The sequence below is a fragment of the Leisingera sp. CC-HEC093 genome, assembly GCF_059429195.1.
Window position 1 is genome coordinate 2,465,419 of record NZ_JCAIJR010000001.1, and the last position, 13,290, is coordinate 2,478,708.

Sequence of the window (13,290 nt, forward strand, 5' to 3'; positions counted from 1 at the left end):
TCTCTTTATCCTCAGATGCTCAGCGCTTCGTTCACGAGGGCTGCTTGTTGGGCTTTGTGTTCGCTGGCCAGGCCGGTTGCCGGCGAGGCCGAAGTGGCGCGGCCCGCATAGACAGGCCGGGTGTGCTTGGCGCCGATGCGGCTCAGCACCCATTCGATGTTGGGCTCGATGAAGGTCCAGGCACCCTGGTTCTTGGGTTCTTCCTGGCACCAGACCATTTCCGCCTGCTTGAAGCGCTCCAGTTCCTTGACCATCGAGATGGCGGGGAACGGGTAAAACTGCTCCACCCGCATCAGATAGACGTCGTCGATGCCGCGGGCGTCGCGTTCCTCCAGCAGGTCGTAGTAGACCTTGCCCGAGCACATCACCACGCGCTTGATCTTGTCGTCCGGCACCAGTTGGGTGTCGGAATTGCCGTGCTGGGCATCATCCCACAGCACCCGGTGGAAGCTGGAGCCGGTGGTGAATTCCTCGGCCTTTGAGACCGCCATTTTGTGGCGCAGCAGCGATTTCGGGGTCATCATGATCAGCGGCTTACGGAAGGTGCGGTGCAGCTGGCGGCGCAGGATGTGGAAATAGTTCGCCGGTGTGGTGCAGTTGGCGACGATCCAGTTGTCCTGACCGCACATCTGCAGGAAACGCTCCAGGCGGGCGGAGGAGTGCTCCGGCCCCTGGCCCTCAAACCCGTGCGGCAGCAGGCAGACGAGGCCCGACATCCTGAGCCATTTGCTTTCGCCGGAAGAGATGAACTGGTCGAACATGATCTGGGCGCCGTTGGCGAAGTCGCCGAACTGGGCCTCCCACAGGGTCAGTGCGTTGGGTTCGGCCAGCGAGTAGCCGTATTCAAAGCCGAGCACTGCGTATTCAGACAGGGCCGAGTCAATCACATCGTACTGGGACTGGCCCGCGCGGATGTTGTTGAGCGGGTAGTAGCGCTCCTCGGTCTCTTGGTTGACGATGCCGGAATGGCGCTGCGAGAAGGTGCCGCGGGTGGCATCCTGGCCTGACAGGCGCACCGGGTAGCCTTCCAGCATCAGCGAGCCGAAGGCCAGCGCCTCACCGGTGGCCCAATCGAAGCCTTCGCCGGCTTCGAACATCTTGCCGCGGGCGTCCAGGAAGCGGCCCACCGTGCGGTGCAGCGGGAAGCCGTCCGGCACCCGGCTGAGGGCGGTGCCGATTTCGGCCATGGTTTCCGGCGCGATGGCGGTGCTGCCGCGCTGGTAGTCGGCGTCTTTCTTGTTGAGGTGGGACCAGCGGCCGTCCAGCCAGTCGGCCTTGTTCGGCTTGTAGTCCTTGCCGGTCTCGAACTCTTCGTTCAGATGCGCCTGGAAGGCGGCCTTCATGTCCTCAATCTCGCCCTCGGGGATCAGCCCGTCCTTGACCAGCCGGTCGGTGTAGAGGGTGAGCGTGGTTTTGTGGCCCTTGATCTTCTTGTACATCAGGGGGTTGGTGAACATCGGCTCGTCGCCTTCGTTGTGACCGAAGCGGCGGTAGCAGAAGATGTCGATGACCACGTCCTTGTGGAATTTCTGGCGGAACTCGGTGGCGACCTTGGCGGCATGCACCACCGCCTCCGGGTCGTCGCCGTTCACATGGAAAATCGGCGCCTCAACCACCAGCGCGTTGTCCGTGGGGTAGGGGGAGGAGCGCGAGAAATGCGGTGCGGTGGTGAAGCCGATCTGGTTATTCACCACGATATGCATGGTGCCGCCGGCCTTGTGGCCGCGCAGGCCGGAGAGGGCAAAGCATTCCGCTACTACGCCCTGGCCGGCAAAGGCCGCGTCGCCGTGCAGCAGGATCGGCAGCACCTGGCTGCGTTCGCGGTCGCCCAGCTGGTCCTGCTTGGCGCGGACCTTGCCGAGAACCACCGGGTTCACCGCCTCCAGGTGGGACGGGTTGGCGGTCAGGCTGAGGTGAACGGTGTTGCCGTCAAACTCCCGGTCAGAGGACGCGCCGAGGTGGTATTTCACGTCGCCGGAGCCATCCACGTCCTCAGGCTTGAAGCTGCCGCCCTGAAACTCGTTGAAGATCGCCCGGTAGGGCTTTTGCATCACATTGGCAAGGATGTTGAGGCGGCCGCGGTGCGGCATGCCGATCACGATATCCTGCACCCCCAGCGCGCCGCCGCGCTTGATGATCTGCTCCATCGCCGGGATCAGGCTTTCGCCGCCATCCAGGCCGAACCGTTTGGTGCCGGTGTATTTGACGTGCAGGAATTTCTCGAAGCCCTCGGCCTCGACCATCTTGTTGAGGATCGCCTTGCGGCCCTCGCGGGTGAAACGGATTTCCTTGTTGTAGCCCTCGATCCGCTCCTTCAGCCAGGCGGATTGCTCGGGGTTGGAAATATGCATGTACTGCAGCGCAAAGGTGCCGCAATAGGTGCGTTTCACGATGTCGACGATCTGGCGCATGGTCGCGACCTGCAGACCCAGCACGTTGTCGATGAAGATCGGGCGGTCCATGTCGCCGTCGGTGAAGCCGTAGGTCTTGGGGTCCAGCTCCGGATGCGGGGTGGCCGCGCGCATGCCCAGCGGATCGAGTTCCGCCGCCAGGTGGCCGCGGATCCGGTAGGCACGGATCAGCATCAGGGCGCGGATTGAATCCAGCACCGCGCGCTGCACCTGATCGTCTGTGACCTCCACGCCCTTGGCGGCGGCCTTATCCTTGATCTTCTTGCCCGCGCCCTTGGCCTCTGCCGGGGCCGGCCATTCGCCGGTCAGCGCGCCGGTCAGATCGTCATTGGGGGCCGGCGGCCAGTCGCCGCGCGCCCAGGAGGGGCCCTTGGCCTCTGCCTTCACGTCCAGTTCGGCGTCGCCCATCTGGCGGAAGAACTCGGCCCAGGCGGCATCCACCGCATTGGGGTCATTGGCGTAACGGGCATAAAGCTGCTCCAGATACTCCGCATTGTGCCCCTGCATGAAGGACGAGGCGTGGAAGAGGTCGTTGGGCGATTGGTCGGTCATCTTAAGCTCCCGAAGAGTCGGTATGCGGTTTGTGGTGGGCAGGTCAGGGTTCGCACTGGAACGTGACCTGTTCCTTGGTCGGGTCGAGCGACTGTTCCGGGCCGGAGGTGATGGTCACGGAACTGGCGCCCTTGCAGATTTCGGTTTCGATACGGGATTGGGCGTCCTCGATGCTGGTGCCGGGCTCGAAGTTCAACACGCCCTGCATCGGCTGAGTGATGGCCGCGGCGGAAGTGGCGGTGAGGAGAAACAGTCCAAATGCGCCAGCTTTCTTGACGGCAGAAATGATGCCCGTTTTTGTTTGGCATTGTTTGTTTGTGCGGGAGGCTGTTGTTAGCGTTGATGCTGAACAAAACGACGTCATTTTTCTTCCTCCTGCGCAATTGCGTAACGGATAGTGAGCGAACCTTTGAATTCAGGCGGATTGTCCGGGTATTCAACGTAGAGCTCAGGCCGGACAACAACATATTCCCAGTTCATCAAATTATGCTTCGGCAAAAGGTCATTCTCTGCCTGAAACCAATATCCATCAACATAGGTAAAGGAGTGTTTGAACCTCTCATCCATATGGGCAAACTGCTCTTCAATATGAGCCGTATCGCCAAATGTAATGAAACACTTGCTGATCAGTTCCCCGTATGTGGTTGTTTTTTCAGTCAGGAAAATTCTCTCATAAGGCGGAAGCGATCGGTTTAATCCTAACATCTTGACACGGGAGAAACCCGATTTGTTGTTGACTAAAATCCGGTCAGCTGCGTCTGGGTTGTCGTATAACTTCTCCAACGGTAACGAATATTCACTTGCATCGCCGCCGGGTGAAGTATGCAGAATCCATAACCAGACGAATGTGTTCCATGTCTGAATGTCAAATGGGTGCTGAAGTTCCTGGAAGCCCTTTTCAGAGAAGCGATCTGATTTCTCGGAAAGGCTAAGCGCCGGGTCCGCGCAAATGGTTTCAGCAGTTTGCGGGTGCTTTTCGTCATTGGCAGCCAAAGCAATAGATGCACCGCAGCCAGTTAGGGCTGCGGTTGTTAATGTGCGTCCGATGGCTTGCCAAAAGGCCATGCTTACTTGCCGATCGCTTTCAGCACCGCTTCACCCAGGCCGGCCGGGCTTTCGGCGACCACGATGCCTGCGGATTTCATCGCTTCGATCTTGTCCTCGGCGCCGCCCTTGCCGCCGGCGACAATCGCGCCCGCGTGGCCCATGCGGCGGCCCGGAGGGGCGGTGCGGCCTGCGATGAAGCCCGCAACCGGCTTCTTGCGGCCCTTCTTGGCCTCATCGGCCAGGAACTGCGCCGCTTCTTCCTCGGCGGAGCCGCCGATTTCGCCGATCATGATGATGCTCTCGGTCTCGTCATCGGCCAGGAACCATTCCAGCACGTCGATATGCTCGGTGCCCTTGATCGGGTCGCCGCCGATGCCGACGCAGGTCGACTGGCCCAGGCCCACATCGGTGGTCTGCTTCACCGCCTCATAGGTCAGGGTGCCGGAGCGGGACACAACGCCGACGGTGCCGCGCTTGTGGATGTGGCCGGGCATGATGCCGATCTTGCAGGCGTCGGGCGTGATCACGCCGGGGCAGTTGGGGCCGATCAGGATCGAGGAGGAGTTCTCCAGCGCGCGCTTCACCTTCATCATGTCGAGCACCGGGATGCCTTCAGTGATCGCGACGATCACTTCCATCTCGGCGTCGATGGCTTCGAGGATGGAATCCGCGGCAAACGGCGGCGGCACGTAGATCACGGAGGCATTCGCCTCGGTCTTGGCCTTGGCTTCATGCACGGAGTTGAACACCGGCAGGTTCAGGTGGGTCTGGCCGCCCTTGCCGGGGGTCACGCCGCCGACCATCTTGGTGCCGTAGGCGATGGCCTGTTCGGAGTGGAAAGTGCCTTGCGAGCCGGTAAAGCCCTGACAGATGACCTTGGTGTTTTCGTCGATGAGGACTGCCATGTTTTGGTTCCTTCAAGCGGTATGTGTGTGTTGGGTCTGCGGGGTGGCCAGGGATCGGCCGTCGAAGCGGATTTTTTCGAGGGTGGCCCGCCCCAGGACCACACTGGGAAGTATTCGGAAGCCGCCGCGGAATTCGAAAATCCCGCGCCGGAGTTTCTGGCGGATCAGCGGCCAGCCCTTGGGCCGGTGGCGTTTGGGGCCGATGCCTCTTTCGCCGCGCACATCATTGCCCTGTTCGGCCAGCGCCGGCTGCACCTGATAGATCTTGATGCCGCGCGCAGGCTTTGAGGCATCGAAGTTGAACAGCAGGTTGTCCAGGGTGATGTCGAACGGGCGGCTGTCGAGGAAATGCTGCGCCGCCTGGCGCGAGATCACGTAAGCCGCGCCGCCTGAATGGCGGGACATCAGCTGGCGCACCTCGCGGCCCAGATGGGAGAAGCCGCCCTTGCCAAGCGCCACCTGCAGCTTTTTGGCCCGCCAGCGCTCGAACTTGACGATGCCGGCATCTGCGGGCCACCAGGACAGATCGTCCAGCCAGGCACTAGTGTCGGGCGACAGGAAAACGTCGTCCTCCAGGATCAGCGCCACATCGGCATCAGAGGCCAGCAGCGCCTCCCAGGCCTTGGCATGGCTGAGAGTGCAGGCCATGTCCTTGGTCTGGAAATAGCCCCAGTTGCCTTCGGAGCTGCACTGCTTGAGCATCTCCTCGCGGCTGACCGTCGTGCTGTCCACCGCATCGATACGCTGGGCCGAAAGCCCGGCCTGATCCAGCTCCCGCTGCATCAGCGCGGCCCGGCCTGTGGCCTGTGGCAATCCTATGAGGTAGACGGCGGGTTTCACAACATCTGTTCCTGCAATTTTACGGGGAGTTCCATTTGAACCGGCCGTATGCGGCCATGGGTCTCTACGCTTTTATTGTTGAGAGTTCCCATTCTTAAATCTTGCCGAAATAGATGGTGAAAGTTGTGCCTTGACCTCTTGCGTCAAGCAATTCAGCAATCACTATTCTGTCGATCAGAGCGATCAGAAATTTCTTCAGGTATGCTGCTTCAGTTTGCATCTCTGAAGCTATCCAATCCATTCGCTTGACTTCTGCATGAAACAACTCGAGAGCCTCTTTTATGGGCACTTGAAAGTTTGAAAGCGTGCACAATGTAATCTCGTCTAGAAAGCTCACGATGATGCGTGGATCAGAGAAGCCTTGGTCACTTGGAACGCTTTTGCTCCACAACTCGGACCCTTTGGTCGGAACGTCAAAGCCGTTCCGACCAAAGGTTTCTGAGGTCAGCCTTTCCTCGGGAAACGTTTCCACGCATAGGTCGAGGTAGTGCTCGATCACTTTGTCTGGCGTGCTTTCTGCTTGTGCAGATGCTGCCATAACAGCAAAGATAGCAATACAAGATATGCGTCGCCAGATCACGATTTTCAGCCCTTAACCGCTTTCACGATTTTCTCGGCGCCGTCTTTCAGGTCGTCCGCGGCGATCACGTCGAGGCCGGAGGTGTTGATGATCTCCTTGCCTTTTTCGACGTTGGTGCCCTCAAGGCGGACAACCAGCGGAACCTTCAGGCCGACTTCCTTGACCGCGGCAACCACGCCCTCGGCGATCACATCGCAGCGCATGATGCCGCCGAAGATGTTCACCAGGATGCCTTTGACCTGCGGGTCGGAGGTGATGATCTTGAACGCCTCGGTCACCTTTTCCTTGGTGGCGCCGCCGCCGACGTCGAGGAAGTTGGCAGGCTCGGCGCCGTAGAGCTTGATGATGTCCATGGTAGCCATCGCCAGGCCCGCGCCGTTCACCATGCAGCCGATCTCGCCATCCAGCGCGATGTAGTTCAGGTCGTACTTGGAGGCTTCCAGCTCTTTCGGGTCCTCCTCGGTGGTGTCGCGCAGCTCTGCCACGTCGGCGTGGCGGTAGACCGCGTTGCCGTCAAAGCCGACCTTGGCGTCCAGCACCTTGAGGCTGCCGTCGTCGCCGACGATCAGCGGGTTGATCTCCAGCATCTCCATGTCCTTCTCGACGAAGGCTTTGTAGAGCTGGCCCATCAGCTTGACGCACTGCTTGATCTGTGCGCCCTCAAGGCCCAGCGAAAAGGCGATGCGGCGGCCGTGATAAGCTTGGTAACCGGTGGCCGGGTCCACGGAAAAGGACAGGATCTTCTCGGGGGTGGCGGCGGCCACTTCCTCGATATCCATGCCGCCCTCGGTGGAGCAGACAAAGGAGATGCGCGAGGTCTGGCGGTCGACCAGCAGCGCCAGGTACAGTTCGGTCTGGATGCCGGAGCCTGCCTCGATGTAGATGCGGTTCACCTGCTTGCCGGCCGGGCCGGTCTGATGGGTGACCAGGGTGCGGCCCAGCATCTTCTTGGCTTCCTCGGCCGCTTCCTCCACCGATTTGGTCAGGCGCACGCCGCCCTTTTCGCCGGCATCCGCTTCTTTAAAGGAGCCTTTGCCGCGGCCGCCTGCGTGGATCTGAGCCTTTACGACCCACAGCGGTCCGTCGAGTTCACCGGCGGCGGTTTTGGCTTCTTCTGCCCGCAGCACCACGCGTCCGTCGGACACCGGGGCACCGTAGCTGCGAAGGAGGGCTTTTGCCTGATATTCGTGGATGTTCATCTGAAACTGTCCCGTCTGGCTGCAATTGTCTGCTGTTAATAGGCCGTCATAACGCCAAGTGTTAAAGGCTTTTTTGACGCGGTGCGAGGAAATGGCAAAAATTTGCAGGTTTTGTGATCACGGGTTTCGGGGGTGTGATCACAAATTGACAGGGGTTCGATAGAGGTGATTCGAGCCAGCAGCCAAAGGCTGAAGCCGCTGCTTCAGCGGCCAAAAGCGTCAGCACTTGGACCGCCGGGTGCCGAGGCAAAAGAAAAGGCCCGCCAGAAGCGGGCCTCTCTGAATTCCGATGGCTGCGGGCTTTAGGCCAGCGAGCCGTCGATGCCCTTGCAGGCTTCGACCAGGCCTTTCACGGCGTTGACCGAGTTGTCGAACATGGTCTGTTCTTCCTCGTTCAGCTGGATGTTCACCACCTTCTCGATGCCGCCGGCGCCGATCACGGTGGGCACGCCCACATACATGTCCTTGACGCCCAGTTCGCCGTCGCAATAGGCGGCGCAGGGCAGCACGCGCTTCTGGTCTTTCAGGAATGCCTCGGCCATCTCGATTGCCGAGGTGGCCGGCGCGTAGAACGCGGAGCCGGTTTTCAGCAGGCCAACGATCTCGGCACCGCCGTCACGGGTGCGCTGCAGGATCGCGTCCAGCCGCTCCTGGGTGGTCCAGCCCATCTTGACCAGATCGGGCAGCGGGATGCCTGCCACGGTGGAGTAACGCACCGACGGCACCATGGTGTCGCCGTGGCCGCCCAGCACAAATGCGGTGACGTCCTTCATGGAGACGCCGAATTCTTCGGCCAGGAAGTGGCGGAAGCGGGCCGAATCCAGCACACCGGCCATGCCGCAGACCTTGTTGTGGGGCAGGCCGGAGAATTCACGCAGCGCCCAGACCATCGCGTCCAGCGGGTTGGTGATGCAGATCACGAAGGCGTTGGGCGCGTGGTCGCGGATGCCTTCACCCACGGATTTCATCACCTTGAGGTTGATGCCCAGGAGGTCATCGCGGCTCATGCCGGGCTTGCGCGGCACGCCGGCGGTGACGATGCAGACGTCTGCGCCTGCAATGTCCTCGTAAGACTGGGTGCCTTTCAGCGACGCGTCAAAGCCCTCTGAAGGACCGGACTCAGCGATGTCCAGCGCCTTGCCTTCGGGGATGCCTTCGGCGATGTCGAAGAGAACGACGTCGCCCAGTTCCTTGAGGGCTGCGAGATGTGCGAGGGTGCCGCCGATCTGACCTGCGCCGATGAGGGCGATTTTGGGTCGTGCCATTGGAAAATGTCTCCGGTCCGGTTGAAATTTCCTGATGCCTACGGCGTAAAACCGGGCCGTGCAAGGGTTCCGCGCTGCGGCATTCGGTTCTGTATGCTTGTGTATACCGTTCTGATACCGCTAAACCGTCTGTAATCTGGGCATTTCGGAGGGCAGGTGATGGCAGCATTTGATGCGATGTTTTTCGTTTTTGCCATCCCGGCGGTCGTTTTTGCGGGCGTGTCAAAGGGTGGTTTCGGGTCCGGCGCGGCTTTTGCCTCTGCGTCGATTCTGGCGCTGGTGCTGGAGCCGGGCACCGCTCTGGCGCTGATGCTGCCGCTGCTGATGCTGATCGACGTGGCCAATCTGAAACCCTATTGGGGGCGCTGGAATCTACGGGCGTCGCTGCTGCTGATTGGCGGCGGCTTGCCCGGCGTGGCGCTCGGCGCCTGGCTCTATACGGCAGTGGATGCCGACGCGATGCGGGTTCTGATCGGCGCCGTTTCCGTTGGCTTTGTGCTGTGGCAGCTGCGCGGGCGGCTGGGGCTGCAGGCGTCTGCAAGTGCGCCGCTGTCAACCGGGGCGGGGGCGCTGGCCGGGCTGGCGGTGGGGTTTACCAGTTTCGTCAGCCACGCAGGCGGGCCGCCGGCTGCGGTTTATCTCCTCAGCCTGAAGTTGCGGAAGACCGAATACCAGGCCAGCACGGTGCTGATCTTCTGGGCCATCAACATCGCCAAGGCGGTGCCATATGCAGGGCTGGGAATGTTCACACGTGAAACCCTGATGCTGGACCTTGTGCTGGCACCCTTTGCCCTGCTGGGGGCCTGGCTGGGTGTGAAGCTGCACCATTCGATACCGGAGCGCTGGTTCTTTGCGCTCACCTATGTTCTGCTCACGGTGACTGGCACCAAACTGATTTGGGACGGGCTGGTCTGACCTGTACTTCCAGGCATAGCCCGCCGTAGTGTCCCCGGCCTCTGCATGAGCGGTCGGGAAACCTGCCTCAAAGACTGCTCGAACTGCTCGACCTGCTCAGGCGTCGCTGTCTGTATTTGGCAGCGCTTCTGCGAGCACTTCATAGGATTGGCCGGAGGCCACCAGGCAGGTCATGCCGTTGGCGGTGGTGACGGTGATGGTCCAGCTGCCGGTGTCGGCAGAGGCGAAGGTTTCCATCACCATGCCCTGCTGGCCCACGCCGATGCTTTGGCGGCTTTCGCCGTATTTTTCCGCCAGCCGTTTCACCACCATGTCGCGCGGAGCGCAGTTGCGGCTTTGCGCGGCGGCGGGGGCGGCGGCCATGGCCGATGCGGCCAGGGCAAGCGGGAATGCAAGAAGTGCCTTTTTCATCTCTTTTCACCCTTTCCGGAACGGCCTTACAGGGCAGGGTGCCGGATGGCGGCCCCCGGTGTCCCTGAGCGGGCCGGTGTTTGACGCGGTGCGGAATGCAGGCCCCATGCCTGCGGGCAGCAGGTGCGGCCTGGTCGGGCGGCGGTGATCCTGTGCCTTGGTACCCATCAGTGTGCCGCTCAGGTGCTGATAAGTGGTTAACCGGGCGTGCGGTGAAAATTCACACCTGTTATCAGACGCTTGCTGCGAACGCGCGAAAGCTTACGCTGCGCTGCGGCGGAATTGCACTTGAAAGTATACAATCGAATCTGTACCGCTTTACGCAACAAAATAACTTTAGGAGAGGCTTCATGGACCCGCGCACGCGCCCCTACCGCTCGGTTTTGTACATCCCTGGCTCCAACGCGCGTGCGCTGGAGAAGGCCAAGACCCTGCCGGTGGACGCGGTGATCTTTGATCTGGAAGACGCAGTGTCAGTGGATGAAAAAACCAATGCCCGCGCAACCTTGGCACAGGGGCTGGTGGCCGGCGGCTATGGCGCGCGGATGAAGATTGTGCGGATCAACGGGCTGGATACCCCCTGGGGCCGCGACGATGCGATGGCCGCGGCCCGAATGAACTGCGATGCGATTCTGCTGCCCAAGGTGAATGCCCCGGCGGATCTCGACGCTCTGGCGGAAATCACCGGGGACATCCCGCTATGGGCGATGATGGAAACCCCGCGCGGCATGCTGAACGCGGCGGCGATTGCAGCGCACCCCAAGCTGCAGGGCATGGTGATGGGCACCAATGATCTGGCGAAGGAATTGCAGACACGCTACCGCCCAGACCGGATGCCGATGATGGCGGGTCTGGGTCTTTGCCTGTTGGCTGCCAAAGCTGAGGGGCTGGTGATCGTCGATGGCGTCTATAACGCATTCAAGGACGTCGAAGGGCTTGCCGCAGAATGCGCGCAAGGCCGCGACATGGGTTTTGACGGCAAGACCCTGATCCACCCGGCGCAGGTGGAGGTGGCCAATAGCGCCTTTGCCCCGACAGAGCGTGAGACCGAGACCGCCCGCCGCCAGATTGCTGCATTCGAAGAGGCGCAGGCCGCAGGGCAGGGTGTTGCCGTCGTCGACGGCAAGATCGTTGAGAACCTGCACGTTGTAACGGCGCGTGAGATCCTGGCGAAATCGGATGCAATCGCCGCGCTTTCTGCGTAGGTGTTAACCAGTTTAACATCTGAGAGGGGCTGATATGGCGCTGTTGATCCTGGGACTTTTGCTGTGGTGGGGCGGCCACCTGTTCAAACGGCTGGCGCCGGAGGCACGCGCCTCCATGGGCAATGGCGGGCGCGGCGCGGTGGCGCTGGTGCTTGTGGCTGGCGTGGTGCTGATGGTGATCGGCTACCGCTCCGCCGAAAGTTTCGATCTGGCGCTTGTTCCGCCGTTTCTGACACATATCAACAACCTGTTGGTGCTGGTTGCGATCTATTTCATGAGCCCTGGCCCGCATAAGGGGGCGCTGTTCTACAAGATGCGCCACCCGATGCTGACGGGATTCGGCCTGTGGGCGCTGGCGCATCTGCTGGTCAACTGGGATCCGGCGTCCTTTGTGCTGTTCGGCGGTCTGTGGGCCTGGTCCATCGCCGAGAAGGTCGTGATCAACCGCGCCGAGCCGGGCTGGCAGCCTGGCCCCAAGGGCGCCATCGCCAAGGACGGGATGTTCCTTGCCGCCTCAATTGTTCTGTTGGCGGTGATCGGTTACGTCCATGGCCTGGTCGGCCCGTCGCCGTTTGGCGGGTAAGCCTTTTGCAGGATAGGAAGCCATGAAACTCTACCGATTTTTGTCCGAGGACGACACCTCTGCCTTCTGCCACAAGGTGACCGATGCGCTGAACAAGGGCTGGGAACTGCACGGCAGTCCGACGCAAGCCTTTGACCCCGTTAAAGGGGTCATGCGCTGCGGCCAGGCGGTGGTGAAGGAGGCGGACGGAACCTACACCCCTGAGACCAAACTGGGAGAACACTGATGGCCAAGACCAATCCGGGCCGGTTTTTCGAAGATTACACCGTGGGCGAGGTGATTGCCCATGCGGTGCCCCGCACGGTGTCGGGCGGCGAGCGGGCGCTGTACCACGCGCTCTACCCGGCGCGCCATGCGCTTTATTCTTCGGATGAATTTGCCCGGTCCTGTGGTCTGCCCGCGGCGCCGCTGGATGATCTGGCGGCCTTCCATGTGGTGTTCGGCAAGACGGTGCCGGACATCTCCCTCAACGCGCTGGCGAACCTCGGCTATGCCGAGGGGCGCTGGCTGCTGCCGGTCTATCCCGGCGACACGCTGCGCTCTGAATCCGAGGTGATCGGCCTCAAGCAGAACTCGAACGGCAAGTCAGGCGTAGTCTATGTGCGCACCCGCGGGCTGAACCAGCGCGATGAATGCGTGATGGAATACGTGCGCTGGGTGATGGTGCGCAAACGCGACCTGGAGGCTCCGGCGCCTGAGACGGTGATCCCCGAGCTGAACAAGGTGATCCCGGCAGAGCAGCTGGTGATCCCGGCGGGGCTGGATTTCTCAAATTACGATTTTACCTTGGCGGGTGAGCCGCACCGCTGGGGCGACTACGAGGTGGGCGAGACCATCGATCATGTGGACGGCGTCACCATCGAGGAAGCCGAGCACATGATGGCGACCCGGCTGTGGCAGAACACCGCCAAGGTGCATTTCGATAATACCGCGCGCCCGGATGGCACAAGGCTGATCTATGGCGGCCACGTGATCTCAATGGCGCGCACGCTGAGCTTCAACGGGCTGGCCAACGCGCAGATCATTGTGGGCCTGAATGGCGGCGCGCATGCGAACCCTTGCCTGTCCGGTTCGACAGTGCGGGCCTGGTCGGAAGTTCTGGACAAGGCCGACACCGCGGCGCCGGGTGTTGGCGCGATCCGGTTGCGGCTGGTGGCGACCAAGGGCGGTGCTCCGTTTGAGCTGAAGGGCGAGGACGGCAAATACCTGCCCGATGTGCTGCTGGATCTGGATTACTGGGCCTTGATGCCGAAGTGACCGGGCTGGCGCGGTGGTCTTTTCGGGACCGTTGCTTACGCCCCACGCTCTCCCTGTCAGAAAGGCGGGCCGCAGAAATTCCCGTCTTGCAATCCTGGGGTGCGCCGGTAAACCTGCCTG

At 61.4% G+C, this 13,290-nt stretch carries 14 protein-coding genes; 5 read left to right on the plus strand and 9 right to left on the minus strand.

The features are described 5' to 3' along the window. Window positions 1-11 precede the first annotated feature (11 nt). The 8 genes from AC5STB_RS11935 to mdh form a co-directional block, all read right to left on the minus strand. Window positions 12-2,963, minus strand: a complete 2,952-nt coding sequence (locus AC5STB_RS11935; RefSeq protein ID WP_495443051.1) for a 2-oxoglutarate dehydrogenase E1 component — start codon at window positions 2,961-2,963, stop codon at window positions 12-14. A gap of 43 nt (window positions 2,964-3,006) precedes the next feature. Further along, entirely contained in the window at window positions 3,007-3,327 is a 321-nt protein-coding gene (locus AC5STB_RS11940) for a hypothetical protein (protein ID WP_495443052.1), read from the minus strand. Further along, the gene (locus AC5STB_RS11945; protein ID WP_495443053.1) at window positions 3,324-4,028 is read right to left on the minus strand and encodes a hypothetical protein; all 705 of its coding nucleotides are present in this window, start codon (window positions 4,026-4,028) and stop codon (window positions 3,324-3,326) included. Before AC5STB_RS11945 ends, AC5STB_RS11940 begins: the two co-directional genes overlap by 4 nt. Before the next feature lie 2 nt (window positions 4,029-4,030). After that, window positions 4,031-4,915: a succinate--CoA ligase subunit alpha gene (gene sucD / locus AC5STB_RS11950; protein WP_495443054.1), complete on the minus strand. Its 885-nt coding sequence runs from the start codon at window positions 4,913-4,915 to the stop codon at window positions 4,031-4,033. 12 nt (window positions 4,916-4,927) lie between these two features. Further along, window positions 4,928-5,755 (minus strand): glycosyltransferase family 25 protein, encoded by an 828-nt coding sequence (locus AC5STB_RS11955; RefSeq protein WP_495443055.1) that lies wholly within the window; start codon window positions 5,753-5,755, stop codon window positions 4,928-4,930. A 94-nt stretch (window positions 5,756-5,849) separates the two neighbouring features. After that, a complete protein-coding gene (locus AC5STB_RS11960; RefSeq protein ID WP_495443056.1) occupies window positions 5,850-6,293 on the minus strand; it encodes a hypothetical protein in 444 nt (147 codons plus the stop codon). A 47-nt stretch (window positions 6,294-6,340) separates the two neighbouring features. Further along, window positions 6,341-7,534 (minus strand): ADP-forming succinate--CoA ligase subunit beta, encoded by a 1,194-nt coding sequence (gene sucC, locus AC5STB_RS11965; protein ID WP_495443057.1) that lies wholly within the window; start codon window positions 7,532-7,534, stop codon window positions 6,341-6,343. Window positions 7,535-7,836: 302 nt separating this feature from the next. Continuing rightward, window positions 7,837-8,799, minus strand: coding sequence for a malate dehydrogenase (gene mdh / locus AC5STB_RS11970; protein ID WP_495443058.1), 963 nt, complete (start codon window positions 8,797-8,799; stop codon window positions 7,837-7,839). A gap of 159 nt (window positions 8,800-8,958) precedes the next feature. Here mdh and AC5STB_RS11975 point away from each other — a divergent pair, with 159 nt between their 5' ends. After that, complete coding sequence (locus AC5STB_RS11975) at window positions 8,959-9,714, plus strand: sulfite exporter TauE/SafE family protein (RefSeq protein WP_495443059.1); 756 nt, start codon at window positions 8,959-8,961, stop codon at window positions 9,712-9,714. Between the two features lie 96 nt (window positions 9,715-9,810). On the opposite strand, the gene AC5STB_RS11980 is transcribed toward AC5STB_RS11975, so the two are convergent. After that, window positions 9,811-10,125 carry a hypothetical protein gene (locus tag AC5STB_RS11980; RefSeq protein WP_495443060.1) on the minus strand — a complete coding sequence of 105 codons (315 nt, stop codon included), beginning with the start codon at window positions 10,123-10,125 and terminating at the stop codon, window positions 9,811-9,813. 350 nt (window positions 10,126-10,475) lie between these two features. Between AC5STB_RS11980 and AC5STB_RS11985 the strand changes: the two genes are divergently transcribed. From AC5STB_RS11985 to AC5STB_RS12000, 4 genes are read left to right on the plus strand one after another with little or no spacing between them, the layout of a single operon-like run. Then, window positions 10,476-11,330: an HpcH/HpaI aldolase/citrate lyase family protein gene (locus AC5STB_RS11985; RefSeq protein ID WP_495443061.1), complete on the plus strand. Its 855-nt coding sequence runs from the start codon at window positions 10,476-10,478 to the stop codon at window positions 11,328-11,330. Window positions 11,331-11,364: 34 nt separating this feature from the next. Continuing rightward, complete coding sequence (locus AC5STB_RS11990; protein WP_495443062.1) at window positions 11,365-11,913, plus strand: NnrU family protein; 549 nt, start codon at window positions 11,365-11,367, stop codon at window positions 11,911-11,913. Window positions 11,914-11,935: 22 nt separating this feature from the next. Continuing rightward, a complete protein-coding gene (locus AC5STB_RS11995) occupies window positions 11,936-12,139 on the plus strand; it encodes a DUF1737 domain-containing protein (protein ID WP_495443063.1) in 204 nt (67 codons plus the stop codon). After that, the gene (locus AC5STB_RS12000; protein WP_495443064.1) at window positions 12,139-13,170 is read left to right on the plus strand and encodes a MaoC family dehydratase; all 1,032 of its coding nucleotides are present in this window, start codon (window positions 12,139-12,141) and stop codon (window positions 13,168-13,170) included. The genes AC5STB_RS11995 and AC5STB_RS12000 overlap by 1 nt, the downstream gene beginning before the upstream one ends. Window positions 13,171-13,290 lie beyond the last annotated feature (120 nt).